Source organism: Synechococcus sp. RSCCF101, from assembly GCF_008807075.1.
Taxonomy (GTDB): domain Bacteria; phylum Cyanobacteriota; class Cyanobacteriia; order PCC-6307; family Cyanobiaceae; genus RSCCF101.
In genome coordinates, this window is the sequence record NZ_CP035632.1 from 2,133,692 (window position 1) to 2,160,181 (window position 26,490).

A 26,490-nucleotide genomic window follows, 5' to 3' on the forward strand; every position below is an offset into this window, starting at 1 on the left:
AGCCTCAGCCTCTGGATGCGGGGGCCTCCATCAACCGCCGCAGAACACCGTTGATCATGCGACGGCCCTGGTCGTCGCTATAGCGATGGGCCAGTTCCACCGCCTCATTGCAGGCCACCGCCGGAGGGGTGCGCAGCAGCTCCAGATCCACACTGGCCAGGCGGAGGATGTCGCGGTCGATGCGGGGCAGGCGCTTGAGGCGCCATCCCTCCATCACCGCGTCAAGACGCTCATCGATGCTCTCGCGCTGATTGAGCACCAGCCGTACCCGCTCCTCCACCTGACGGCGGATGCTGCCCTGATCGGCGAGCAGCAGAAGCCGGGGCAGGTCGAGACAGCCGGAGAGATGGTTGAGCACCTGCTCGGCCCTTCCCAGGCCATCCCCCAGAAGGATGCGGGCCTGCTCGGCATCGGGCGTCTCCCGGCCGAGCTGCTGCTGGCAGCGCTCCAGGTCGTCGGCAGCACGGTCGAGGGTTTCCCGAAGATGCTCCCGCAGACCGGTGAGGGCACGCTCCAGCAGGGAGGGAATCTCCGCGGCGGCGTCCGGGGCCGGACCACGGTCGGGGATCTGAGCCAGGGTCAGGAGCGCCAGCTCCCGGGCCAGTGAACGCTCGTGCATCGCAGACATGGTTCAGGACAGGCCGGAGATGCCGCCCCTGGAACCGGGTGGCACGGGGGAGCGAAGCTGTGCCAGCAGGGTCGAGAAACTGCGGGTCGTCGGGGTGACCCGCTCGTCGGGGCTGACGATCCCAGCCGAGATGATGGTGCGGAAGGCGTCCTCCACCGACAGGTCCAGGTCGCGGACGGCCCGCTCGGCCACAACGGTGTACCAGCCGGTTGTGGGATTGGGAGAGGTGGGGATGAAGACACTCAGCATCCGCTCGTCGAAATCCGCCTGAAGCGTGGCTGCCAGCTGCCCGGTCACGAAGCCGATGGCGAACAGTCCTTCGCGGGGGTATTCCACCAGCACCACCCGGCGGAAGCGGCTGGTGTTGTCGCGCAGAAAGGTCTCCAGCAGCTGTTTCAGCGTCTTGTAGACGGAACCGGCCAGGGGGATGCGCAGCAGCGTGCCTTCGCCGAACTCGAGCAACCAGCGCCCGACGATGTTCCGGGCCATCAGGCCGATCAGAAGGATGGCCAGGAGGGGCACCATCACTCCGAGGCTGACATTGATCAGATCCTGGAGGAGAGGATTGAGGTTGATGAAGGGGTTGAACTGCTTCGGAATGGATGTCACGAACGTCAGCACGAATCGGCTGACGGTTGTTGACAACCAGATTGTGGTGGCCAGGGGAATCACCACCAGCAGACCGGCGATCAGATCGTTCTTGAGGTCCTGCCTCAGGCGAAGCCCGAAGGGCTGATCAGGTCGGGGATTGGATTGAACCAAGGAAAAGCCGCAGAGCGCGGCGTCTGAACGGGGCCGATCCGATCAACCTAGCCAACACGACCGCTTGGATCGGGAGGGGTTCAGACCACAGCGGTGAGGGCCAGCAGCACGAAGGCGATCGCCAGAACAATGGCCGTGCCGGTTCCGCCGAACCGGCGCTGGTTGACCGCCAGGCTGCGGGCCCGTTCGGCCTGCTCCAGCTGGGTTTCCATCTGCTCGAGCTGTCGATCGACGAAGGCGCGGGCGGCGGCCACCTGTTCCTCCTCGCCAGCACCGGCGGGCAACTGGCCGGCCTGGGCCAGTTGCTGGCCGAGCATCTGGATCGCCTCCGGATTTCCGGACTGCTGCCGCGCCGCCTCCAGGCGGTTTCGCTGCTCGCTGATGGTCTGATCGGCCTGCTCCGCCAGGCTCTGATTGCCGCTCACCACCAGCGGCACCACCGCCAGCATCGACAGGGCCAGCAGAGCGCTGAGCGCACAGATCAGCCAGCGAAACGGGGTCCGCCCCGACTGCGGGGCATCAAGGCGTGAGGCCGTCAGCATCAGGATCAGGCCCACCAGAGCCATGGGCGCCTGGCTGACCATGCGCTCCAGCAACAGCTGCTGAAACGCCTCATCACCCCAGTCCGCCGCTGGAAGCAGAACGGCCAGCTGCAGCAGGAGCAGCAGCACCAGGGTCAGACCCAGCCAGCGCAGCAGCACCGCCATCCGGCCCGGGCTGGTGGTGGGTGCAGGCGATGGCGTCACGTCAGCATGAAAAAGGGGCGCAACTCTAGAGGTGAGCACTGAGGCGGAACTGGCAGAGGCCCTGAAGCGGCGCGCCCGAGCTGAAGGGTTCGACCCGGTGGGGCTGGCCAGCGCCAGTGGCAGCCCGCGGCTGCAGGCCCGCAGCGCAGCGCTGCAGCGATGGCTGGAGGCGGGCCATCAGGCCGACATGCACTGGATGGCCTCCCCCAGACGGCAGCGGATCGAGCACCTGATGCCGGAGGTGCAATCCGTTCTCGCCGTGGCGCTTCCCTATCGCGTCTCCGGCGAGCGCCGGGCCGGCAGCCTGGCCGTGGCCCGCTATGGCTGGGGGCGCGACTACCACCGCGTGATCGATCAGCGCCTGCGCCGCATCGGCCACTGGCTGAGCAGCCAGCGACCCGACGCACGCTGGCGGGCCTGCGTGGACTCGGCCCCGCTGATGGACAAGGCCTGGGCTGAGGAGGCGGGCCTGGGGTGGATCGGCAAGAACGGAAATCTCATCCACCCCGAGCGTGGGTCGTGGCTGCTGATCGGCCACCTGCTGCTCAGCCTGCCGCTCCCCGCCGACCCACCGGCGCTGGCCCGCTGCGGGGCCTGCACGCTCTGCATCACGGCCTGTCCGACCGGGGCGATTCCGGAGCCGTTCGTGGTCGACAGCCGGCGCTGCATCGCGTACCACACGATTGAGAACCGGGATCCGGAGCTTCCCGGCGAGATCGAAGCGGCCATGGGGCCCTGGGTGGCGGGCTGCGACATTTGCCAGGAGGTGTGCCCGTGGAACGGCGCACGGGTGCCGCTCAGCACGGATCCAGAGCTGCAGCCGCGCTCCTGGATGCTGGCCCTCACGCGGCAACAGGTGATGGAGTGGAGCGACAGCCTCTGGGATCAGCGGCTGCGGGCCTCCGCGCTGCGGCGGATCAAACCCTGGATGTGGCGTCGCAATGCACGACACTCCTACCCTCCTGGCAGATCGTGAAGGCTGGATGAACCGGTCCTGGCATCCGTGGCTGGCCAGCGGCGCGATGGCGCTCAGCGCACTCCTGACGCCCGCGGCTCGGGCGCTCACGCCCTACGTGTACGTCCCCCCGCCGCAGGAGCTGCAGGGTGCGGGTCTGGGAATCGCCCAGACGGCCCGCCAGCTGCTGCGGCTGGGGCAGGCGCGCGAGGCCGCCAGGCTGGCAGCGCTCTCCAGCAGGCTGATTCCAAGCGATCCGAGGGTGTGGGCGCTGCTGGCAGAGGCACAGCTGCGCAGCGATCAGCTGCAGGACGCACGGGTCTCCCTGGCCCGGGCCAAGGAGCTCGATCCCGACAAGGCGGCGATCTGGTTCGCCGAGGCGGCCCTGGCCCTGCGATCCGGTCAGCCCGATGAAGCGGTGACCCTGCTGGATGAGGGACTGAGCCGCGATGCCAACAATGCCGGCGCCTACTTCGATCTCGGCAACGCGCGCATCATGCAGGAGCGGCCGCAGGATGCACTGGCAGCCTTCGAGAAGGCCGCCTCCCTGCGCGCCGACTTCTGGGAGGCGATCAACAACCAGGGTCTGATCCTGTTCGAGATGGGGCAGACGCGACAGGCGATCGATCGCTGGCGCCGGGCCCTGACGATCACGGCCAATGCGGAGCCCCGTCTGGCGCTGGCCGCGGCTCTGCTCCAGCTGAACGGGTCCAATCGCCCTGAAGCCCGTGAGCTGGCCAGTGAGGCGCTCGGCGAGGACCCCAACTACGTGCTGGCCAGCCATCAGGAGGAGCAGCTCTGGGGGCCGAAGCTGCGGGAGGCCGCCAGGACGCTGCTGAACGATCCGGACCTCAAGGCCGCTGTCGAACGGGCCATGGCCAATGCGGATGGCCAGCCGCGCCCGGCTCCCTGAACCGCCGCCGCGCACCGGAGCCCTGGCGCACCATCGGTATGGTGAGCCCCGCCGCCGCGTGAGACCGGTCGTTGGCCATGGCTGAGGAGCGCGTTCAACCGATCTCCCTGCATCAGGAGATGCAGCGCTCCTACCTCGAGTACGCCATGAGCGTGATCGTGGGCCGGGCCCTTCCGGATGTGCGCGATGGGCTCAAGCCGGTGCAGCGGCGCATCCTCTACGCGATGCACGAGCTGGGGCTGACGCCGGACCGCCCCTATCGGAAATGCGCCCGCGTGGTGGGCGATGTGCTCGGCAAGTACCACCCCCACGGCGATCAGGCCGTCTACGACGCCCTGGTGCGGCTGGTCCAGACCTTCTCCAGCCGGCATCCGCTGCTGGACGGGCACGGCAATTTCGGCTCGGTCGATGACGACCCGCCGGCGGCGATGCGATACACCGAAACACGCCTGGCTCCCATCGCGCACGGCGCCCTGCTGGAGGAGATCGGCGAGGACACCGTCGACTTCCAGGCGAATTTCGATGCCTCCCAGCAGGAGCCGACCGTCCTGCCGGCCCAGCTCCCGTTCCTGCTGCTGAACGGCTGCTCGGGCATCGCCGTGGGCATGGCCACGAACATTCCGCCCCACAACCTGGGGGAGGTGGTGGACGCTCTGGTCGCCCTGGTGCGCCAGCCGGATCTGAGCGATGAGCGCCTGCTGCAGCTGGTGCCTGGGCCGGACTTTCCAACGGGCGGAGAGGTGCTGATCGGCAGCGGCCTGCGGGAGACCTATCTGGCGGGCCGCGGCAGCATCCCGATGCGCGGCGTCGCCCATGTGGAGGAGGTTCAGCCGGGCAAGGGGCGCCACCGGCGGGCCGCCATCGTGATCACCGAGCTCCCCTATCAGCTCAGCAAGGCGGGCTGGATCGAGAAGCTGGCGGAACAGGTGAACGACGGCCGCATCAGCGGCATCGCCGACATCCGCGATGAAAGCGACCGCGAGGGCCTGCGGGTGGTGGTGGAGCTGCGCCGGGATGCCAGGCCCGACAACGTGCTGGAGGAACTGCGGCGCCGCACGGCCCTGCAGAGCAATTTCGGAGCGATCCTGCTGGCCCTGGTGGACGGCCGCCCGGTGCAGCTGGGGCTGCGGGAGCTGCTCCGGCGCTTCCTCGACTACCGGGAGCTGACCCTGCTGCGGCGCACCAGCCACGCCCTGCGCCGCGCCGAGGAACGCCGGGAGGTGGTGGAGGGCCTGATCAAGGCTCTGGATGCCCTGCCCAGAGTGATCGAGATGATCCAGGCCTCCCGTGACGCCGCCACCGCCCGGGCCAGCCTGCAGGTGCACCTCGACCTGACGGACCGGCAGGCGGAGGCGGTGCTGGCCATGCCCCTTCGACGGCTCACGAGCCTGGAACAGGAGGGACTGCGGCAGGAAGCGGAGGAACTGGCCGAGGAGTGCCGCCGCCTCAGCCATCTGCTCGAGGACCGGCCGAGCCTGCTGAAGGCGATGGTCAGCGAGCTGAAGGCACTCCGGAAGCGCTACGCCACACCCCGCCGGACGCGTCTGGTGGAGGGGGGCGACGCATTGATGGCCCAGCGGGCCCAGACCCTGCGGCCATCCACGGAAGGCCTGCGCCGCCGTGCCCTGGAGGCGATGGGAGCGGATCACCATCTCCTGATCCAGTCCGATGGCATGGTGCGGGTCCTGGCCCCCGCCCCTCTCGGCAAGCTCCGGCTCGCCCAGGCGGCGGAGCTCGGTGATCTGCCGGCCCCCGCCAGGGTGCTGCTGCCGGTGCGGGATCGGCCTCAGCTGCTGGCCTTCACCGCGTCGGGTCGGGTGGCGGTGCTGCGCTGGGAGCTGGCGGCCCAGCAGCCCGATCGACTCGAGGCGTTCCTGCCGGAGGGTCTGCATGGGGAGACGGTGGTGCAGCTGCTGCCGCTTCCGGCTGCGGAGCCCTCGGCCGAGTCGGGGCTCAGCATCGGTCTGCTCAGCAGCGACGGCCACTTCAAGCGCCTCAGCCCAAGCCTGTTCGAGGATCTGTCGGGGCGTGCCGCCTCGGTGCTCCGACTCAAGGAGGGTGTGAACCTGGCACGGGTGCTGCTTTGCCGCGAGGGCGACGCCCTGGTGGTGGCCAGCAGCACCGGACGCCTGATCCGCCTGGCGGTGGACGAGAGCACCCTGCCGCTGATGACCCGGACGGCCCAGGGCCCGATGCTGACCAGGCTGCTCCCGGGTGAAACCATGGTGGGAGCCGTGAGCGGTGCAGCCGATGACGCGGTGCTGCTGACCAGTGGCCGCGGCCAGCTCAACCGTCGCCGCATCGGCAGCCTGCGGAGCTGCCAGCGGGGGGATCTGGGCGAAATCGGTCTGCGCTTCCGCCATCGCGACGATCACCTGATCTCCCTGAACAGCGCTCGCTCCGCCCTGCTCGCAGTGGTGCTTGCCGGCGGCGGCGGAAGCCTCCGCCTGGCCACGGCGGATCTGCCGGGGGACGCCGACGGCGAGACCGGCATGGCCCTGGCGATCCCTGCTGATGGACGGGTCGAGCAGGTGGTGGACCTGCTGGCTGGAGGCTGACGCCGCAGCCCTCAGACCGTCGCCGCCAGCCCCCTGGGCTCGAGCATGAGTTTGCTGGCGCGAACGCTCTCATCCATCGGGATGGGATAGGCACCGTCGAAGCAGGCCGTGCAGAAATGGCCGGAGCTGGTCTGGGCCGCCTCCACCATGCCCTCCTTGCTCAGGTAGGCCAGCGAGTCGACCGCCAGATGGGCCTGAATCTCGGCCAGGGTCTGGCAGGCCGCGATCAGGTGGTCCTGGGTGTCGGTGTCGATGCCGTAGAAGCAGGGATGGGTGACCGGAGGGGAGCTGATCCGCATGTGCACCTCCCTGGCCCCCGCATCGCGCAGGGCCCGCACCAGTTTGCGACTGGTGGTGCCGCGCACGATCGAGTCGTCGATGACCACGACCCGCTGGTCGTGCAGCACATCGGGCAGGGGATTGAGCTTCACCCGGATGCCGGCCTCCCGCATGGCCTGGGTGGGCTGGATGAAGGTCCGGCCCACATAGCGGTTCTTGATCAGGCCGTCGGCGAAGGGAATGCCGCTCTCCTGGGAATAGCCGATGGCAGCCGGGATGCCTGAATCGGGCACACCGATCACGATGTCCGCCTCCACAGAGGCCTCCCGGGCGAGGATCTGACCGATGCGATTGCGGTAGCTGTACAGCGACTCGCCGAAGAAACGGCTGTCGGGACGCGCGAAGTAGATCATCTCGAACACGCACAGCTTCGTCGGTTCCTCGATCCAGCGGTGGCGCTCGGGATGGGGGTCTCCGGCGCGGAAGTGAATCAGTTCGCCGGGGGCCACGTCATCGACGCAGCTGGCGCCGAGGATGTCGAGCCCGCAGGTTTCGCTGCTCACGATCCACTGGCCCAGGTGCCGTTCGCCCAGATGGCCGAACACGAGCGGGCGGATGCCGTGACCGTCCCGCAGGGCGAACAGGCCGTCGGGCGTGCCGATCGCCAGGCTGAAGGCACCCTGACAGAGACGGGCGGCAGCGGCGATGGCCTCCGGCCAGCCGAGCCCGCCATCCACCGCCTGCTGGAGGGCCAGGGCGATCAGCTCGGAGTCGGTGGTGGAGGTGAACGCCACATCCGCCCCATCCACGGAACGGCGCAGCTGAGCGGCATTGACCAGGTTGCCGTTGTGGGCGAGTGCGAAGGGCCCCAGGCGCGTCATCAGCACCACCGGCTGTGCATTGCACAGCCGGCTGCTGCCGGTGGTGGAGTATCGGTTGTGGCCGATGGCCAGCTCACCGGGCATGCGGGCGAGCACGTCCTGGTCGAAGACCTGGCTGACCAGACCCATGTCCTTGTGCAGCCGGACCCGGTCCTCCTGGAAGACCGCGATGCCAGCCGATTCCTGACCGCGGTGCTGCAGGGAGTAGAGGCCGAAATAGGTCAGATTGGCGACGGCCTCACCCGGAGCCAGCACGGCGAAGACGCCGCAGGCCTCCTCCATGCGATCCGGGCGCTCAGGCCGGTCCTGATGCCCCTTGGCACTGGCGTCAACCGTCACAGAGTGAAGTGAGGCGACCCTGACTGTATGGCTCGCTGCCTCGGAACGGACTTCACGCCTTCATGCGGCGGGGCAGAGCCTGCTCATAACGCTCGGCCATGGCATCGAGATCGAGATCCAGCAGCGCCGTACCGGTCAGGCTCAGCCGCAGGCGGCGCTCGCCGCTGACCGAGCCGATGCAGCAGGCCGGTGGCGCGGCATGATCCGGATCACCGGCGGCCAGAAGGGCCTGCCAGGCCGCCTCCGCAGCAGCCGGAATGCTGACCAGAACGCGGGCACCCCCCTCGGCGAACAGCAGCCGATCGATGCGGCCGGAGGCGCTGGCAAGGTCGATCCCGGCTCCGAGGCCACCGCCGAGGCAGCTTTCCGCCAGGGCCACGGCCAGCCCGCCGTCACTGCAGTCATGGGCGGACGCGAGCAGGCCGCCGGCCGCGGCACGTCGCACGAGAGTCTGCACGCTGCGCTCCAGATCCAGGTCGGGCCGGGGCGGCCGGCCGGTCACCCGGCCGTGCACCGCACTGAGGTAACTGCTGCCGCCAAGGGAGACCCGGTCGTCCTCCTGGGCCTCCAGCGGCACCCCCAGCAGCCAGATCCGATCGCCGGGCGTGCGCCAGGCCAGGCCAACGAGACGCTCCAGATCGTGGACCAGTCCCACCATCCCCACCACCGGCGTTGGATGGATCGGCAGCAGGCTGCCATCAGGCTGGCGGGTCTCGTTGTAGAGTGAGACGTTGCCACCGGTGACGGGCGTCTCCAGGCAGCGGCAGCCCTCCGCCAGCCCTCGGCAGGCCATGGCGAGCTGCCAGTAGCCGGTCGGGGTCTCCGGTGAGGGGAAGTTGAGGTTGTCGGTCACGGCCAGAGGCTCGGCGCCGCAGCAGCTGAGATTGCGGGCCGCCTCCGCCACCGCCGCCATGGCGCCCCGCTCGGGATCGAGGGCCACCCAGCGGTTGGGGCAGTCCACGGTGGCGGCCACACCCCGGCGGGAGGGCTCGGAGGACCCGGGGCCGCACTGGGGCCGCAGCCGCACCACGGCGGCATCGGCTCCTCCCGGCGGGATGACCGTGTTGGCCTGCACCTGATGGTCGTACTGACGCCAGACCCAGCGCTTGCTGGCCACGGTGGGGTCATCCAGAAGGGTCAGCAGCAGATCGTCCCAGCTGCGGGTGCTGGCGTCGCCGGAGGCCGCGACCTCCAGGCCGTGGGTCGAGCAGGGCGGCAGCTGATCCTCGCTCCAGAGCCAGTGCCGACGGATCTCCTCCGGCGGTTCCGCCAGCAGGGTGTGGCTGTTGATGGGCGTGTCATCGGCCAGGGCCGAGGCCGGCACCTCGGCGGCCACGCTCCCGCCCTGGAGCACCCGCACGATGGGCTCCTCCAGCACCCGGCCCACCACGGCGGCCTGCAGGCCCCAGCGACGGAACCGGGCCATCAGCGCCTCCTCGCGGCCGGCGGCCACCACGAAGAGCATGCGCTCCTGCGATTCGGAGAGCAGAAACTCGTAGGCCGACATGCCCCGCTCCCGGGCCGGCACCCGGTCCAGATCGAGTTCGATGCCGACACCGCCGTTGGCGGCCATCTCCGAGCAGCTGCAGGTGAGCCCTGCGGCGCCCATGTCCTGGGCGGCGAGCACATCGCCGCTGGCGAAGGCCTCCAGGCAGGCCTCGATCAGGCCCTTCTCCAGGAAGGGATCCCCCACCTGCACGGCGGGACGATCGTCGAGGGAGGCCTCGCTGAGCTCGGCACTGGCGAAGCTGGCTCCGCCCATCCCATCCCGACCGGTGGTGCTGCCCACGTACACCACCGGGTTGCCGATGCCCACGGCACCGGAGCGGACGATCGACTCGGTCTCCATCAGCCCCAGGGCCATGGCGTTGACCAGGGGGTTGCCGGCATAGGCCGGGTCGAAGCCCACCTCACCGCCGACGGTCGGCACGCCGACGCAGTTGCCGTAATGGGCGATGCCCGCCACCACCCCCTCCACCAGGCCCACGGTGCGCGGATCCTCCAGGGCCCCGAAGCGGAGGGAGTTCAGCAGGGCGATCGGACGGGCCCCCATGGTGAAGATGTCCCGCAGGATGCCCCCGACGCCGGTGGCGGCGCCCTGAAACGGCTCGACGGCGGAGGGATGGTTGTGGCTCTCGATCTTGAACGCCAGGCGCTGGCCTTCCCCGAGGTCCACCACACCGGCGTTCTCGCCGGGGCCCACCAGGATGCGGGGTCCCTCCGTCGGAAAGCCCCGCAGCAGGGGGCGCGAGTTGCGGTAGCAGCAGTGCTCCGACCACATCACGCCGAACATGCCCAGCTCGGCCCGGTTCGGAGGACGGCCAAGCCGCCTGACGATCTCCGCGTGATCGGCCTCGCTGAGCCCCTCCTGGCGCAGGGCATCGGCAAGCACGAAAGCGGGCTCCTGGCTCACGGCGGTCCACCGGTCAGCCTCCACTTTCGCTGAGGGCGGTCAGCGGGTCGGAACCGACGCGGTTGACCGTCTTCAGAGCCAGGGATCGGGGCGATCCCGCGGATCGGGACGGTCCCTGGGGTCATCCTCCTCCCACTCATCCCAGACATCCCGGGCCGGGGGCGGCTCCCGGGCGGGAGCATCCGGTCCGTCCCAGCCGTCGTCGTCCTCCAGCCAGCCCTCCAGCCGGCTGCCGGCCCGCTGGCCGAACTCCTGAACCTGATCCCGCAGGTTGCCGGTGCGGTCGTCGAACTGATCGCGCCAGCGCCGCGAGCGTCGCATCAGCTCCTCCCGCACGCTGGCCCGCACCAGGGGCAGGTCATCAAGACCCTGCAGCGCCGTGGTCACCCGGCCGGGCTGCTGGTCGGTGATGCGTCGGGGGTCGAGGCGCCAGCGGCTGCTGCCGGGGACGCGGGGATCGCTGCGGCTGACGAGGTAATCGATGATCGCTCCATCGGACAGCCGCACGCTGCAGTCGGCGATGGTGCCGATCACCTCGCCACCGGCATCCATCACCGGGGCCAGCAGCAGCGTGGGCAGGCGCTCGAGCGTCTCGTTGTCCGTGCCGGCGCCCTCGCCCCGCACGAAGGCCTCCTGGGTGGTGAGCCCACGCAGCTGGTTCAGCCGCCAGACCCAGCGCTGCTGGCCGAACTGGGACGGGCGGGTGGCCCAGCCGAGCAACCGGTGCACGGGCGGATGCATCCAGGCGATGCAGCCCTGACCCCGGTCCAGCCCCTCCTCGCAGCGCACACGCCGCAGCAGGAGATCGCTGAGCAGCAGGCTCTCGGGCGCCTTCACGTGCGGATCTGGACCGGCATCACCAGGTAGGTGAACCGGGGTTTGTCAGCTTCAGCGCTGAGCACGGCGGGGGTGGTGGCGGTGTTGCACTGCAGCACCACCCGCTCATCGGTCAGGGCCTTGAGTCCCTCGAGCAGATAGCGGACGTTGAAGGCGATCTCGAGCGGCTCGCCTTCGATGCGGGCCGCCAGGGATTCGGCGCCACTGCCCACGTCCTGCGCATCGGCACCGACGCGGAGCACCCCGGCGGCCGGATCGCTGGAGAGGCGCACCACATTGTTGTGCTGATCAGCCAGAACGGCCACCCGTTCCAGAGCCGCCTGCAGGGCCTTGCGGTCCACGAAGATGCGCCGGTTGAACGAGGCCGGAATCAGCTGCCGGTACTGGGGGTAGCTCCCATCCAGGCTGCGGCTGGTGACGACGCGGTCGGCCCAGAGAAAGACCACCTGACCCCGCTCGGAGAAGAGGCTCACGCCGTCCTCGGGCGGCTGGCCGGAGAGCAGGCGCTCCACCTCACGCAGGGACCGGCTCGGCACCGTCAGCTCGAAGGGCTCGTCGGCCGTGGCGGGTTCCGCCACGGCATCCGGAATGGTCTGGACCGCCAGGCGGTGACCGTCGGTGGCGGCCGCCTCCATCGATCGCTCCGTGAGGCTCAGGTGCACGCCGGTGAGCAACTGCTTGGCCTCATCGCCGCTGCTGGCGAAGAGGGTGCTGCGCAGGCCGCCGATCAGGGCCTCGGCGGAGAGTCGGATCGGCACCCCCGATTGCACCAGAGGCAGGTCCGGGAAGTCGTCGGCGGGCATGCCCCGCATCTGGTAAGAGCCGGTGAGGGAGGTGAGCTCCACCGATTCGCCGTCCTCGGAGGCGGTGAGGGTGATCGGGCTGTCCCCGGGCAGCCGGGCGACGATGTCGGAGAAGAGTCGTGCGGGGACCGTCACCGCTCCGCTGCTCTCGACACTGGCGGGCAGAGAGGTCTGAATCCCGAGGCTCAGATCGAAGCCGGTCAGGCTGAGGCGGCCGGTGCCGGCATCGGCGGTGAGCAGCACGTTGGCCAGCACCGGGTGGGTGGGGCGCGAGGCGACAGCCCGTCCCACCAGTTGCAGGCTGCCGTTCAGTTCGATCTGGGAACAGACCAGCTTCATGGTGGGGATGCAGGGGCTGGCGGCGGGCCGCCGAATCGGGCACCACGGTTTCACAGGAGGTGATGCCAGAGCAAGGGTGCCCCGGACCGGCCTGCGATCGCGAGGCCACCGGGAACGACGCGACGGTATCCACTTCCCCAGACCGTGGAAATCCCTACGACTGAATGGTTTGAAGAAGGTCTTGAACAAGAACAAAAACCGCCGTAGCAGGGCCTGGGGAAACGCTGAAAAAAGCAGCTCATCCCCGTTCCGACCGCGATCTGCTCCAGCCGGCGCTGTGGAGACGGAGATGTCGGCTGGGGACGGCCACCCCGCTTTCCCCTGAGTTCACAGAACCCCCAGCCTGTTGAACGGCGCAGACCGAACCAGGCGCCTCAGGCCCGGTCGTTCTCCACGGCCTGGGGAGGGCGTCTTCCGCAGGTTCTCCCCAGCCGGCTCAGAAGCCCATCACGCCGGCCACCACCGGCAGGGTCGGTTCCAGGTCGGTGTGGAAGGCCGCGTCGTTGTTGGCGATGGCGCAGTCGGGGTCCTTGAGCCCGTTGCCCGTGAGCACACACACGACCGTGGCGCCGGATGGCACCTCCTCGGCCCGCTTCAGCAGACCCGCAACGGAGGCGGCACTGGCCGGTTCGCAGAACACACCCTCTTCGCCGCCCAGCAGCTTGTAGGCCGCGATGATCTCCTCATCGGTCACGTCGAGAAAGGCGCCACCGCTCTCGGCCCGCGCCGCCAGCGCCTTCTCCCGGTTCACCGGGTTGCCGATCCGGATTGCTGTGGCGATCGTCTCCGGATGCTCCACCGTGCTGCCCTGCACCAGGGGGGCGGAACCACTGGCCTGGAAGCCCATCATCCTGGGCAGGCTGGAACAGCGGCCGGCCCGCGCGTATTCCTGGAAACCCATCCAGTAGGCGCTGATGTTGCCTGCGTTGCCCATCGGGATGCAGAGCCAGTCCGGCGCCCGTCCCAGGGCATCCACCACCTCGAAAGCGGCGGTCTTCTGGCCCTGAAGCCGGTAGGGATTGACCGAGTTGACCAGGGTGACCGGATAGCTGGCCGCCATCTCCTGGACGATGCTGAGGGCGCGATCGAAGTTGCCGCGGATGGCCAGCACCTCGGCTCCGTAGACCAGCGCCTGGGCCAGCTTGCCCTGGGCCACATAGCCATCGGGAATCAGCACGAACGCCCTCAGACCGCCACGGCGGGCGTAGGCCGCGGCCGCGGCCGAGGTGTTGCCGGTGCTGGCGCAGATCACCGCCTCGCAGCCGGCCTCCTTGGCCTTGCTGATGGCCATGGTCATGCCACGGTCCTTGAAGGAGCCCGTGGGATTGAGGCCGTCGTATTTCAGGTGCACCGTCACGCCACGGCCGATGCGCGCGGCCACGGCCGGAGCGGGGATCAGGGGGGTGGCTCCCTCCCGCAGCGTGATCACGGGAGTGGCTTCGCTCACCGGAAGCCAGGAGCGGTAGGCCTCGATCAGACCGGGCCAGTCGGCTGGGGACGGAGCAGCGGCCCTCCCCCATTGCCGAAGAAGCGGGGACAACCAGGACACCACGGCGCGCACGTCGGTGCGGCCGAATCTAGGGTGCGCTGCCCTCCGGATCCGAGGCGGCATCAGGGCCGGGGCCGGCATCGGTCCCGGAGCTGGAGTCCGGCGACTCGATCCCACCCCGCAGACCGTCGAGGGGCGATTCACTGAAGAACCGCACCAGTTCAGCGATCGAGCTGGCCTTGCGGATCACGCCCATCAGTGCCGGGATGTTCACCTCCATGTCGTCGGTGGGGTAGGCCTTGAGCCATCCCACCGGCGTCAGCCGGCCCTCCCCGTTGTCCAGGCCGAGGATCACTGCGGCCCGGAAGGCCGGAACACCGGACCGCGGACTGTTGAGTGGATACACGATCTGGGCGACCCGCTCGATGATGGCGGTGCCGATGCGTGTGTTCATCAGCCGACTGGTGAGCACCAGGGGGAGGCTGATGCCCTGATTGAGCAGGCCGGAGACGGTCTCGGGGTCCTGATTGCTGAAGCGCAGCACGTCCGCGAGCAGGCCCCGTGCCTGGCCGGTCTCGGCCAGGTGCTCGAGATCCGCCACGGGGATGGAGCGGCGGAAGGCGCCACTGACGAAGGCCACCCGTTCCGCGGCACGGCTGGGCAGTGCCTGGCTCAGGCTCAGACCCAGAAGCATCGCCAGAAGAGGAGCGGCGACAGCGCGGCGGGCGCGTGATGTGGGCACGGTGCTCTCGCTCACGGCGCTGACCAGCGATGGGCCCGACATTACGAGGCCAGACGGGCGGGAGCCATGGCCGGGTGCTGCAGCTGGGGATCCACGAGCACGTCGCGCACCAGCCGCACCAGACCACGCTCGGCCAGCCCCCGGGCCACATCGAATCCCATCCGCCGCACATCCGGCTCCCGCAGCAGCCGGGGCAGACGGCTGAGCAGCAGCCGGGGCTCGAAGCCGGGCAGCTGGGTCAGGATCCGCAGGAGCTGCTGAATCGGTTCCAGATCGAGCAGGGGGTCGCTGAGGCTGCCCTGCAGAGCCCGTCGCAGAGCCGGAGGTTGCCAGGCATCGGGCAGCCGCCGGCTGACGGTCTGGAGCGTGCGCCAGCCCAGGGCATCCATGCGATCCACCACGGCATCCACCAGCTGGCGTCGCAACAGGCCGCCGCGGGGGGAGAAGAGGAAATCGAGAACCTGGTCCACGAGGGTGTCGAGATCCAGGTCCTCCTGCCGGGCGGCACTGGCGATCAGGTTCTCGAGGCGCTGCCAGAGGAAGGTGTCTCCATCGAAGAGCATGTCCTTGAGGCTGCGGCGCAGCTCCGGATCGGGATCCTCCATCAGTCGGCGGGCGAAATAGGGATAGGCGGCGCCGAGGATCTTGAAGTCGGGATCCACACTCAGGGCAATGCCTTCCAGCGTCACCAGGGACCGGATGATCAGGGCGTAGTAGGGCGGGACCCGGAAGGGGAATTTGTACATCACGCCGGAGAGATCGTCGGTCACCGCCTTGAAATCCATCCGGCTCACGCCCATCTCCAGAGCCTGGGCGAACACGGTCTCGAAGGCCGGCACAATCGGTTCGAGATTCACATCTTCCGCCAGAAATCCGAGCTTGACGAAATCTGTTGACAGAGCTGGGAAATTCCGGTTGACCAGATGGACCACTGCCTGGATCAGGCCGGTACGCGATTCACGCGTCACCTGGCTCATCATGCCGAAGTCCAGATAGGCCAGTCGACCATCTGCCAGAGCCAGAAGATTGCCGGGGTGGGGGTCGGCGTGGAAGAAGCCATGCTCCAGCAGCTGCTGCAGGCTGCAGCTGACGCCGATCTCCACCATGCGATCGGGATCGATGCCCAGGTTGCGGACCTGCTCAAGATTGGTGAGCTTCACCCCGTCGATCCATTCCATCGTGAGTACCCTGCGGCTCGTGGCGTGGTGATAGATGCGCGGGACAGCGATCGAAGCATTGTGGCTGTGCAGGTCGCGGAAGCGCTCGGCATTGGCCGCTTCGTTGAGATAATCCATCTCTTCGAAGACGCGTGTGCCCAGTTCATCGATCAGCGCCACCAGATCACTGCGGATCGCGCCGATGTTGCGCTTAAGCCAGCCCGCGATCAGGCGCACGATGTAGAGATCCAGGGTGATCTGCTCCCTCAGCCCCGGCCGCTGCACCTTCACCGCAACCGACTGACCATCCCGCAGCACGCCCCGGTGCACCTGCCCGAGGGAGGCGGCCGAGATGGGCTCCCGGTCGAGCTGCTCGAACAGCTCGTCCACCGGTGCCCCGAGGTCCTCCTCGATGCAGGCCATGGCCAGGGCACTGTCGAAGCCGGGAAGCTGATCCTGCAGCTGGGCCAGCTCCTCGAGCAGCACCGGCGGCACGATGTCGGGACGGGTGGAGAGCGCCTGGCCGGCCTTGATGAAGGCGGGGCCCATCTGCACCAGCAGCGCGGCGCATTCCCGGGCGCGTGCACGGGCGCGTTCCGGCTGGCGCAGCCGACCGCTCAGACGGTCGCCCAGAACTCCCAGCAGGAAGAGACCGATGGGGACGAGCGTCTGCCAGAGACGGCGCAGCAGGCGCCGGGGGTGTCCGGCGTACAGCCGTGTGATGGCGGCCGGGTCGTACTGGAGCAGTCCGGAGGCTTCGATGAAGTCACTGATCTCCGGCTTACCGCCGCTGCTCCGTCCCTCGGTGATGTCGACGGCGGTGGGCCCCATGATTGCGATCGAACCGGCAGTGCTCTCCGCTCTTCTAGGTCAGATGAGGGCTGGCTACGTTCGGCCCACCCTGAACCACGCGGGTGCTCACCGCCCTCCGGCTCGAGAACATCGCCCTGATCGACCAGCTGGAGCTCAGCTTCTCCGGTGGCTTCACCGTGTTCACCGGCGAGACGGGCGCCGGTAAATCCCTTCTGCTGGACGCTCTCGATGTGCTGCTGGGAGGCGGCGGTTCCGGAGCCGCCGCCCGGCTGATCCGCGACGGGGCGCAGCAGGCCCGGATCGAGGCCCATTTCGCCGTCAGCCCTGCCGTGGCCAGCTGGCTCGAGCAGCAGGAGCTGGAGCCCGAGGGGGAGCTGAGCATCAGCCGGGACTGGCGTCTGGGGGAGAATCGCCTCAGCAGCCGCTCCCGGCTCAATGGTGTGCTGGTGGGCCGGCCCCAGCTGCAGGAGCTGAGGCCGCTGCTGGTGGACCTCACGGCCCAGGGCCAGAGCCAGCGCCTGGCCCAGAGCGCCGGTCAGCGCCTCTGGCTCGATCGGTTCGCGGGGCCGGAGCTCGACGGTTCCCTGCGGGACGCCGCCGAGGCGTGGAGCGCCTGGACCGATGCCAGTCAGGCTCTGGAACGGCTGCGCCGCGAGCAGCAGGAGGCACAGCTGCAGCGGCTGCAGCGGCAACAGGAGCTGGAGGACCTGGAGGCCGCGGCCCTGGAGGACCCCGGCGAGGTGATCCAGCTGCAGCGGGACCAGGACCGCCTGGCTCACGGCGTGCACCTGCAGGACGGTCTCGCTGCGGTGATGGGCGGCCTGCGCGACGGCGACAGCGCCGGTGCGGCGGCCGTGGACCAGCTGGCTGGCGCCACCCGGACGCTGCTGCAGCTCCAGGAGCTGGATTCGACGCTGTCGACCCTCGCCGACGGCTGCGCCGATCTGGCGGCCGGCCTCGATCAGCTGGTGCGCGATCTCGATCGCTACGCGGGACTGCTGGAGAGCGATCCGGCCGCCCTGGCCGACCTTCAGGATCGTCTGGCTCAGCTGCGGGCCCTGGAGCGGCGATATGGGCTGGAGCTGCCGGAGCTGATCCGGCGCCGCGACGCCCTCCGGCGGGAGCTGGACGGTGCGGATGCCGCCGATGATCTCGATGCGCTCGCCGCCTCTGAGGAGCGGGCCCGCGCCCGGCGCGACGCCGCCAATGCCGAGCTCAGCGGCGGAAGGGCCCGTGCCGCAGCGCGGCTGGAGACGGAGCTTCTGGAGACTCTGGCCGGACTGGGCCTGGAGGCCGCCCGCTTCCACGTGGCGATCCAGCCGGGGGACCCGGGTCCCCATGGGGCGGACCGGGTGGCGTTCCTCTTCTCGGCCAATCCCGGTCAGCCTCTGGCACCTCTGGCCGAGGTGGCCTCGGGCGGGGAGATGAGCCGCTGCCTGCTGGCGCTCAAGGCGTCGCTGGCCGCGGCCGACGCCGACGTGAGCCTCGTGTTCGACGAGATCGACACCGGGGTGAGCGGACGCATCAGCGAAGCCATCGCCCGGCTGCTGCGCCGGCTGGCGGCCCATCGCCAGGTGTTCTGCGTGACCCACCAGCCGCTGATCGCCGCCGCGGCCGATCACCACTTCCAGGTCAGCAAGCAGGTGCGGCAGGGCCGGACCCACACCCGGGTCAATGCCCTCAGGGACTCGGGATCCCGGCAGCAGGAGCTGGCCGAGCTGGCCGGCGGCGGTCGCAGCGGCGCGCAGGAATTCGCCGCCCGGCTGCTTGAAGGCGCGTCCCCGCCGCAACCGCCCGACGGGACCGGTCGGCCATGACCCCCCGATCGCGGCTCCTACACTCGTCGATCCTCGAGCCAGGTGCATGCCCCGCGCCAAGGCCCCCGCTGGGGCATCGGCAGCCCCATCCCCGGCGGAGCAGGGTCTCACCCCGCTGAACGGCGGCAGCCTGGAGGATCAGATCCGGATCCGCGGGGCGCGCCAGCACAACCTTCACAACCTCAGCCTCAACCTGCCCCGCAACCGCCTGGTGGTGTTCACCGGCGTCAGCGGCAGCGGCAAGAGCTCCCTCGCCTTCGACACGATCTTCGCCGAGGGCCAGCGTCGCTACGTCGAGAGCCTCTCGGCCTATGCCCGCCAGTTCCTCGGGCAGGTGGACAAGCCCGACGTGGACGCCATCGAGGGCCTCTCGCCCGCGATCTCGATCGATCAGAAGTCCACCAGCCACAACCCCCGCTCGACGGTGGGCACCGTCACCGAGATCCAGGACTACCTGCGTCTGCTGTTCGGCCGGGCCGGCGAACCCCACTGCCCGGAATGCGGCCGCTCGATCCGCCCCCAGACCATCGACGAGATGGTGGATCAGATCCTGCAGCTGCCCGAGGGAACCCGCTTCCAGCTGCTGGCGCCGGTGGTGCGGGGCCGCAAGGGAACCCACGTGAAGCTGCTGCGGGGCCTGGTGGCCGAGGGCTTCGCCCGGGTGCGGATCAACGGCGAGGTGCGGGAACTGTCCGATTCGATCGAGCTCGACAAGAACCACCTCCACAGCATCGAGGTGGTGGTCGACCGGCTGGTGGCCCGCCCGGGACTGGAGGAACGCCTCACCGACTCCCTGCGCACGGCCCTCAAGCGCGGCGACGGCCTGGCCCTGGTGGAGGTGGTGCCCAAGACGGGTGAGGACCTGCCCGAGGGTGTGGAGCGCGAGCGGCTGTTCTCGGAGAACTTCGCCTGTCCGGTTCACGGCGCCGTGATGGAGGAGCTCTCGCCGCGCCTGTTCTCCTTCAACAGCCCCTATGGCGCCTGTCCCGACTGCCACGGCATCGGTCACCTGCGCCGCTTCACCGTGGAGCGGGTCATCCCCGATCCCAGCCTGCCGGTGTACGCGGCGATCGCCCCCTGGAGCGACCGGGACAACAGCTATTACTTCTCGCTGCTGTACAGCGTGGCCGAGGCCTTCGGCTTCGAGATCAAGACCCCCTGGAACGAACTGGCTCCCGAGCAGATCGACGTGCTGCTGAATGGCAGCCGCGAGCCGATCCTGATCCAGGCTGACAGCCGCTACCGCAAGGGCTCCGGCTACCACCGACCGTTCGAGGGAATCCTGCCGATCCTGGAGCGCCAGCTGCGCGATGCCAGCGGCGAGGCGGTGCGGCAACGGCTGGAGAAGTACCTGGATCTGGTTCCCTGCAGCACCTGTGAGGGCCGCCGCCTGCGGCCGGAGGCGCTGGCGGTGCGGGTGGGACCGTTCTCGATCACCGATCTGACCTCCGTCAGCGTGGGCGAGTCCCTGGCCCGGATCGAGGCTCTGATGGGGGTGGGTGCCTCCGATGGCTCGGCGCCGCTGCTCACCCCCCGCCAGATGCAGATCGGCGATCTGGTGCTGCGCGAGATCCGGCTGCGGCTTCGCTTCCTGCTGGATGTGGGGCTGGATTACCTCAGCCTCGACCGCCCCGCCATGACCCTCAGCGGCGGCGAGGCCCAGCGCATCCGCCTGGCCACCCAGATCGGCGCCGGCCTCACCGGTGTGCTCTATGTGCTCGATGAGCCCAGCATCGGGCTGCATCAGCGTGACAACGATCGCCTGCTCGCCACCCTCAAGCGTCTGCGTGATCTCGGCAACACCCTGGTGGTGGTGGAGCACGACGAGGACACGATCCGTGCCGCCGACCACGTGGTCGACATCGGCCCCGGAGCCGGGGTCAACGGCGGCCGGGTCGTCGCCGAAGGGGGTGTGGAGGAGCTGATGGCGGCCGAGGAGTCCCTCACCGGCGCCTACCTCAGCGGCCGCCGCGCCATCCCCACCCCGGCCGAGCGCCGCCTGGACGGCAGCCGGCGCCTCACCCTGGTGGGCTGCAGCCGCAACAACCTCAAGCAGCTCACCGTGGAGGTGCCCCTCGGCCGGCTCGTGGCCGTGACCGGGGTCAGCGGCAGCGGCAAGAGCACCCTGATCAACGAGCTGCTCCATCCGGCGCTCGAGCACCGGCTCGGGCACAAGGTGCCTTTCCCCCACGGCCTGGAGGATCTGCGCGGCAGCAAGGCGATCGACAAGGTGATTGTGATCGATCAGTCCCCGATCGGCCGCACACCCCGCTCGAACCCGGCCACCTACACCGGCGCCTTCGATCCGATCCGCCAGGTGTTCGCCGCCACGGTGGAGGCCAAGGCCCGCGGCTATCAGGCCGGTCAGTTCAGTTTCAACGTGAAGGGCGGTCGCTGCGAGGCCTGCCGCGGCCAGGGCGTGAACGTGATCGAGATGAACTTCCTGCCCGATGTCTACGTGCAGTGCGACGTCTGCAAGGGAGCCCGTTTCAACCGCGAGACCCTGCAGATCAAATACCGCGGCTTCACCATCGCCGACGTCCTGGAGATGACCGTGGAGCAGGCCTGTGAGGTCTTCAGCGCCATCCCCCAGGCCGCTGACCGCCTGCGCACCCTGGTGGACGTGGGCCTCGGCTACGTGAAGCTGGGTCAGCCCGCACCCACCCTCAGTGGCGGTGAGGCCCAGCGGGTGAAGCTGGCGACGGAGCTCTCACGCCGCGCCACCGGCAAGACCCTCTATCTGATCGATGAACCCACCACCGGCCTGAGCTTCTACGACGTGCACAAGCTGATGGAGGTGATGCAGCGGCTGGTGGAGAAGGGCAACTCGATTCTGGTGATCGAGCACAACCTCGACGTGATCCGCTGCGCCGACTGGCTGATCGATCTCGGCCCGGAAGGCGGTGACCGCGGCGGCGAGGTGATCGTGTGCGGCACACCGGAACAGGTGGCCGCCCATCCCGTCAGCCACACTGGCCGCTATCTCAGGCAGGTGCTGGCCCAGCATCCGCCTCAGCCGATGGACGCCGAGGCCGCGTGATGACAGCTCCCAGCTTTTCTGTCCGCCGCGCCGGGAGCCGACGCTCCCCCGCGCGCTGGGCCTGCCGTCTGCTGCTCGCGTCCGGTTTGGTGGGCCTGGTGGCGCCCGCCCGGGCGCTGGAAGCCCTTGAGATCGAACTTCCTGTTTTCGGAACGGGATTCCGGATCGAACTCGGTGAACTCGAGTCTCCGGAACAGCTGATTGCCGGAACCAGCGATCTCGCCGAGCTCGACCGGGCCACCGATGGTCGTGTGGGCCGCCAGCTGCTCACGTTGTTCAACGCTCCGCTGCCCGCGGATCTCACATCCGTGGTGGAAGGGTCCTCGGGTCAGCCTCTGTTCGAGCAGGCCCTGATGGGCCTCAGCCAGCTGGTGGATGTGGAGGGGGTGGAGGTGGACACCAGTGGCCGGGTCCTTGCCGAGGCGATCCAGACCGCCAAGGCCGCCGGGCAGCCCACCCTGCTCGGCATGCTCCGCGCGCTGCCGGGTTCCACCGCGACCATCAATCTCGGGCGCACCGCCGTCGTGGCCCGGCGTCTGCGCCGCAACCAGCGGGAGGGCCGCCGGCTGGTCGCATCCCTGCCGGCGGCCACGGTGGCGCCGTCCCTGAAGGAGCCCGGCCCGAACACCTGGGAACGCAGCCGCGCCGAGGTCACGGCGGCACACCGCCCGGAGCCGATCAGTGTTGAGGTGGTGCGCCCGTTGCAGGGGTCGAACCGGCGTGTGGTGGTGATCTCCCATGGCCTCTGGGATTCCCCCGCCAGCTTCGGTGGCTGGGCCGAGCATCTGGCCAGCCATGGCTTCACCGTGCTGCTGCCGGAGCATCAGGGCAGTGACAAGAAGCAGCAGAGCGCGATGCGCTCGGGAACCCTTCCGCCCCCGACGCCGGAGGAGCTGCGCCTGCGGCCGATCGATGTCAGCCGCGTGCTGGATGCGCTCTCCTCCGGAGCACTGATCGGTGATTCGGGCGCTCTGACCACCGATGCGGTCGGGGTGATCGGCCATTCCTGGGGGGGCACCACCGTGATTCAGCTGGCGGGCGCCGAAGCCAGGGACCCGAGGCTGGTGGAGCTCTGCGATGACTACAACCATCCCTCCCGCAACCTGAGCTGGTTTCTCCAGTGCAGCCTGCTCTCCTCGGCCGACGGCACCTCCCTGGCCGACCCGCGGGTGAAGACCGTGATCGCCGTCAGCCCGGTGGTGGGGCTGCTGTTCGATCCCACCCCCGATCGGGGTGCGCAGCTGGCCCCCATGCTGTTGACCAGCGGCACCGCCGACTGGGTCGTGCCATCCGGGCCGGAAGCCCTGACGCCCTTCCGCCGAGCTGATGCGGCCGCCAACGGGCACCGGCTGGTGCTCGCCGACGGCGGTGACCACTTCAACCTGCGGGCGCCGGATGGATCGGGAGGCGGTGCCCTCGGCGGCCTGATCCTGGCCTGGATGGAGGCCCAGCTGGCTCCAGCCGCGGTTGACGGAAGCGTTCCGGCGACCCTGCCGCCCCAGGGCTGGGGTGATGTGCGCTATCCACTGGTGGACGTCACCTCCGAAACGCGACCCTGAGGGTCTCCGCCGGCGGCCCGGACGGCCCCCTCCCGCGCCTCCATGGGCCTCGCGCTGCTCCATCTCCACCTCCACGGCCTCTTCCGCAGCCGTGACCTGGAACTGGGGCGGGACGCCGATACCGGTGGCCAGAGCCTCTACGTGCTGGAGCTGGCCCGCAACCTGGCGGCCTGCCCCCAGGTCGAGAGCGTGGAGGTGGTCACCCGCGCCATCCACGACCGGCGCGTGTCGCCGGACTACGGGCGCAGCGAGGAGGACCTGGCTCCCGGGGCCAGGATCCGTCGCTTCGCCTTCGGGCCCCGCCGCTATCTGCGCAAGGAGCTGCTCTGGCCCCATCTCGATGAACTGGCCGATCAGCTGGTGGATGAGCTGGTCGCCCGCCCCCGTCTGCCGGACTGGGTCCACGCGCACTATGCGGACGCGGGCTACGTCGGTGCTCTGGTCTGCCGGCGCCTGGGGCTGCCGCTCGTCTTCACCGCCCATTCCCTTGGCCGCGAGAAACTCCGCCGCCTGCTGGCCACGGGCATCGACCACGAGCAGATCGATCAGACCTACGCGATCAACCGCCGCATCGACGCCGAGGAGCTCGCGCTGGCCCATGCGGCTCTCGTGGTCACCAGCACCCGGCAGGAGGCCAGCGAGCAGTACGGCCGTTACGGCCGCTTCCGTCACGACCGCTCCGCGGTGATCCCGCCGGGTGTGGATGGGCGCCGCTTTCATCCGGAACCGGAGGCCGCTGAGACAGCCGGAGCCGAGACCGCCGCGGTGGAGGCTCTGCTGCGGCCCTTCCTGCGCCGGCCCGACCGCCCGCCCCTGCTGGCCCTCTCCCGGGCCGTGCGCCGCAAGAACATCCCCGCCCTGGTGGAGGCCTACGGCCGTTCGGCCCTGCTGCGCCGCAGCCACAACCTGGTGCTGGTGCTCGGTTCTCGCGATGACCTGCGCCAGCTGGAGCGGCAGCAGCGGGAGGTGTTCCAGCAGCTGTTCGAGCTGGTGGACCGGTTCGATCTCTATGGCCGCGTCGCCTACCCCCGGCGGCATGAAGGCAGCCATGTGCCCGCCCTCTACCGCTGGGCCGCCGGGCTGGGGGGCCTGTTCGTGAACCCTGCTCTCACCGAGCCGTTCGGTCTCACCCTGCTGGAGGCGGCGGCTTCGGGTCTGCCGGTGGTGGCCACCGACGACGGAGGACCGCGCGACATCCTCGAGCGCTGCCGCAATGGCCTGCTGGTGGATCCCACCGACCTCGATGCGCTGCAGGAGACCCTGGAGCTGGCCGTGGCCGATCGCGACCGCTGGCAGAGCTGGCGGCGGCAGGGGCTGGCGGCGGTGCAGGCCACCTTCAGCTGGCAGGCCCACGTGCGCTGCTACCTGGAGCGGGCGGCTGCGGCCGCCGGCCGTCAGCGGGGAATGGGGAGCCGGCCGCCGTCGCTGCCGCCCGCGGCGGAGGCCGATCCCGGCCGGGCATGGGCCGGCCTGCTGCTGATCGATCTGGATGTGGTGCTGCGGGACTCGGCGCCGGAGGATCTGCAGGCCCTCGCTGCCTGGCTGGACGACCTGAGCCGCCGCGGCGAGGACTCCTGGGCCATCGGCCTGATCAGCGGGCTCTCCCGAGAGGATGGGACCCGGCGGGCTGCCCAGCTCGGTCTGCCCGAGCCCCGGGTGTGGATCAGCGAGGCCGGCACCGTGATCCATGAGCGCGATGCGGGCGGAGCATGGCGGCCGGATGAGCGCTGGGCAAGCCGCATCGCCCGCGGCTGGGACCGGCAGGAGGTGGTGGCCGCCCTCTCCCAGCTCAGCGAGCGTCTGGACTGGCAGGAGGAAGCCCATCAGGGCCCCCTGAAGGTGAGCGTGACGCTTCGCCATCCCGGTCCCGGCGCCCTGGCGATGGTGCGCCAGAAGCTCCGCCACTGCCGGGTCGAGGCCCGACCCCAGCTCTACAGCCACGCCTTTCTCGATGTGGTGCCCATGCGGGCCTCCAAGCTGGAGGCGAGCCGGCACCTAGCCCTGACGCACGGCGTTCCCCTGCAGCGGCTGGTGGTGGTGGTGGCCCAGCAGGGCGATGCCGATCTGCTCACGGGTGCCGCCCCCGGCGTTGTGGTGGCCGGCCACGACCCATCCCTGGAGGGTCTGCGCGGTCGCCGCGGGGTGGTGTTCGCTCCGGCCGGCGGCGCGGCGGGGGTGCTGGAGGGTCTGCGGCAGCTGAAGGTGATCCGGGGCCGTCGCCTCAGCCCGGACTGAGGCGGATGCAGGCGGCCGCCGCATCCGCCCGCTCGCGGGCCTGATGGGTGTCCGCCCCGCGGGCCAGGGCCACCCCCATGCGCCGGAAGGGACGGGCCTCCTCCTTGCCGAACAGCAGCACCCGGGCCTCCGGCACGGCCAGCGCGTCCTCCACCCCATCGGCGATGACGGGGCTGAAGGCTCCCTCCGCCAGGATCACCCGGCTGGCGGACGGGGCCCGGTTGGTGATCTCGGGGATGGGCAGGCCGAGCACCGCCCGCAGATGCAGCTCGAATTCACTCAGCTCCTGACTCACCAGGGTCACCAGGCCGGTGTCATGCGGCCTCGGCGAGAGCTCGGAGAACACCACCTCCTCGCCGCAGAGGAAGAACTCCACCCCGAACAGACCGGCTCCCCCGAGGGCATCGGTCACGGTCCGGGCCATCCGGCAGGCCTCGCTCAGCTGGGCCGGAGTGAGGCCGGCGGGCTGCCAGCTGCACTGGTAGTCGCCCCGCTCCTGCAGATGGCCGATCGGCGGGCAGAACAGGGTGGGTCCCTGCCACTGCCGCACCGTGAGCAGGGTGATCTCCAGCTCGAAGCGGAGGAACTCCTCCACGATCACGCGCGTCGAGGCGCCCCGCGCCCCGTCCATCGCCGCCTGCCAGGCCGCCTCCAGCTCCCCGGGCCCCTGCACCACGCTCTGGCCCTTGCCGGAGGAACTCATCACCGGCTTCACCACCACCGGCCAGCCCAGGGGCTCGGCCGCGGCCCTCAACTCGGCGGGGCTGGAGGCGTAGGCGAAGCGGGCGGTGCGCAGGCCCAGATCAGTGCTCGCCAGATCGCGGATGCGGTCGCGGTTCATGGTCACGGCCGTGGCGCGGGCGGTGGGAATCACCGTGGTGCCCATGCGCTCCACCTCGGCCAGCGCCTCCACCGCCAGGGCCTCGATCTCGGGGATCACCAGATCGGGTTGGTGGCGTTGCACCACCTGCTGCAGCGCAGCCGCGTCGGTCATCGCGATGACCTCCCGCGCGTCGGCCACCTGCATCGCCGGAGCGCCGTCGTAACGATCCACGGCCACGACCCGGCAGCCCAGCCTCTGGGCGGCGATGGCCACCTCCTTGCCCAGTTCGCCGCTGCCCAGCAGCATCAGCGTGCGGGGGAGACGGAGGCGGCCGGTCATGGTGCTGCTGGCGGACCTGTCCG

General features: G+C 69.8%; 18 protein-coding genes. 7 read left to right on the plus strand and 11 right to left on the minus strand.

Annotated elements, in window-relative coordinates:
* Nucleotides 1-4 precede the first annotated feature (4 nt).
* The 3 genes from nusB to EVJ50_RS10455 form a co-directional block, all read right to left on the minus strand.
* On the minus strand, nucleotides 5-619 hold the full coding sequence (gene nusB, locus EVJ50_RS10445) for a transcription antitermination factor NusB (protein ID WP_150883888.1): 615 nt from the start codon (nucleotides 617-619) through the stop codon (nucleotides 5-7).
* A 12-nt stretch (nucleotides 620-631) separates the two neighbouring features.
* On the minus strand, nucleotides 632-1,390 hold the full coding sequence (locus EVJ50_RS10450; RefSeq protein ID WP_150883889.1) for a DUF502 domain-containing protein: 759 nt from the start codon (nucleotides 1,388-1,390) through the stop codon (nucleotides 632-634).
* An 80-nt stretch (nucleotides 1,391-1,470) separates the two neighbouring features.
* Entirely contained in the window at nucleotides 1,471-2,136 is a 666-nt protein-coding gene (locus EVJ50_RS10455) for an HpsJ family protein (RefSeq protein ID WP_370455487.1), read from the minus strand.
* 31 nt (nucleotides 2,137-2,167) lie between these two features.
* On the opposite strand from EVJ50_RS10455, the gene queG reads away from it, so the two are divergent.
* The 3 genes from queG (at nucleotide 2,168) to EVJ50_RS10470 (ending at nucleotide 6,562) form a co-directional block, all read left to right on the plus strand.
* The gene (gene queG / locus EVJ50_RS10460; protein WP_150883890.1) at nucleotides 2,168-3,112 is read left to right on the plus strand and encodes a tRNA epoxyqueuosine(34) reductase QueG; all 945 of its coding nucleotides are present in this window, start codon (nucleotides 2,168-2,170) and stop codon (nucleotides 3,110-3,112) included.
* A gap of 7 nt (nucleotides 3,113-3,119) precedes the next feature.
* On the plus strand, nucleotides 3,120-4,004 hold the full coding sequence (locus EVJ50_RS10465; RefSeq protein ID WP_150883891.1) for a tetratricopeptide repeat protein: 885 nt from the start codon (nucleotides 3,120-3,122) through the stop codon (nucleotides 4,002-4,004).
* A gap of 77 nt (nucleotides 4,005-4,081) precedes the next feature.
* A complete protein-coding gene (locus EVJ50_RS10470) occupies nucleotides 4,082-6,562 on the plus strand; it encodes a DNA topoisomerase (ATP-hydrolyzing) subunit A (protein WP_150883892.1) in 2,481 nt (826 codons plus the stop codon).
* Nucleotides 6,563-6,573: 11 nt separating this feature from the next.
* Here EVJ50_RS10470 and purF read toward each other — a convergent pair whose 3' ends face one another.
* The 7 genes from purF to EVJ50_RS10505 all read right to left on the minus strand — a co-directional run bounded on the left by purF (nucleotide 6,574) and on the right by EVJ50_RS10505 (nucleotide 16,672).
* Entirely contained in the window at nucleotides 6,574-8,004 is a 1,431-nt protein-coding gene (gene purF, locus EVJ50_RS10475) for an amidophosphoribosyltransferase (RefSeq protein WP_150884982.1), read from the minus strand.
* Nucleotides 8,005-8,113: 109 nt separating this feature from the next.
* A complete protein-coding gene (gene purL, locus EVJ50_RS10480; protein WP_150883893.1) occupies nucleotides 8,114-10,474 on the minus strand; it encodes a phosphoribosylformylglycinamidine synthase subunit PurL in 2,361 nt (786 codons plus the stop codon).
* Nucleotides 10,475-10,546: 72 nt separating this feature from the next.
* A complete protein-coding gene (locus EVJ50_RS10485; RefSeq protein WP_150883894.1) occupies nucleotides 10,547-11,311 on the minus strand; it encodes an RNA methyltransferase in 765 nt (254 codons plus the stop codon).
* Nucleotides 11,308-12,453, minus strand: a complete 1,146-nt coding sequence (gene dnaN, locus EVJ50_RS10490) for a DNA polymerase III subunit beta (RefSeq protein ID WP_150883895.1) — start codon at nucleotides 12,451-12,453, stop codon at nucleotides 11,308-11,310. The genes EVJ50_RS10485 and dnaN overlap by 4 nt, the downstream gene beginning before the upstream one ends.
* 436 nt (nucleotides 12,454-12,889) lie before the next feature.
* Nucleotides 12,890-13,993, minus strand: a complete 1,104-nt coding sequence (gene thrC, locus EVJ50_RS10495) for a threonine synthase (protein ID WP_225322898.1) — start codon at nucleotides 13,991-13,993, stop codon at nucleotides 12,890-12,892.
* 37 nt (nucleotides 13,994-14,030) lie between these two features.
* Complete coding sequence (locus tag EVJ50_RS10500; protein ID WP_370455488.1) at nucleotides 14,031-14,699, minus strand: alpha/beta hydrolase; 669 nt, start codon at nucleotides 14,697-14,699, stop codon at nucleotides 14,031-14,033.
* Nucleotides 14,700-14,725: 26 nt separating this feature from the next.
* The gene (locus EVJ50_RS10505; RefSeq protein ID WP_150883898.1) at nucleotides 14,726-16,672 is read right to left on the minus strand and encodes an AarF/ABC1/UbiB kinase family protein; all 1,947 of its coding nucleotides are present in this window, start codon (nucleotides 16,670-16,672) and stop codon (nucleotides 14,726-14,728) included.
* Nucleotides 16,673-16,755: 83 nt separating this feature from the next.
* On the opposite strand from EVJ50_RS10505, the gene recN reads away from it, so the two are divergent.
* The 4 genes from recN to EVJ50_RS10525 are packed head-to-tail and all read left to right on the plus strand — an operon-like array spanning nucleotide 16,756 to nucleotide 25,305.
* The gene (gene recN, locus EVJ50_RS10510; RefSeq protein ID WP_150883899.1) at nucleotides 16,756-18,471 is read left to right on the plus strand and encodes a DNA repair protein RecN; all 1,716 of its coding nucleotides are present in this window, start codon (nucleotides 16,756-16,758) and stop codon (nucleotides 18,469-18,471) included.
* Between the two features lie 46 nt (nucleotides 18,472-18,517).
* Nucleotides 18,518-21,511 (plus strand): excinuclease ABC subunit UvrA, encoded by a 2,994-nt coding sequence (gene uvrA / locus EVJ50_RS10515; RefSeq protein WP_150883900.1) that lies wholly within the window; start codon nucleotides 18,518-18,520, stop codon nucleotides 21,509-21,511.
* The gene (locus EVJ50_RS10520; RefSeq protein WP_150883901.1) at nucleotides 21,511-23,070 is read left to right on the plus strand and encodes a dienelactone hydrolase; all 1,560 of its coding nucleotides are present in this window, start codon (nucleotides 21,511-21,513) and stop codon (nucleotides 23,068-23,070) included. The genes uvrA and EVJ50_RS10520 overlap by 1 nt, the downstream gene beginning before the upstream one ends.
* Before the next feature lie 42 nt (nucleotides 23,071-23,112).
* Nucleotides 23,113-25,305: an HAD family hydrolase gene (locus EVJ50_RS10525; protein ID WP_150883902.1), complete on the plus strand. Its 2,193-nt coding sequence runs from the start codon at nucleotides 23,113-23,115 to the stop codon at nucleotides 25,303-25,305.
* Here the strand turns inward: EVJ50_RS10525 and purT are convergent.
* Complete coding sequence (gene purT / locus EVJ50_RS10530) at nucleotides 25,292-26,467, minus strand: formate-dependent phosphoribosylglycinamide formyltransferase (protein WP_150883903.1); 1,176 nt, start codon at nucleotides 26,465-26,467, stop codon at nucleotides 25,292-25,294. The two genes, EVJ50_RS10525 and purT, sit on opposite strands and share 14 nt — an antisense overlap.
* Nucleotides 26,468-26,490 lie beyond the last annotated feature (23 nt).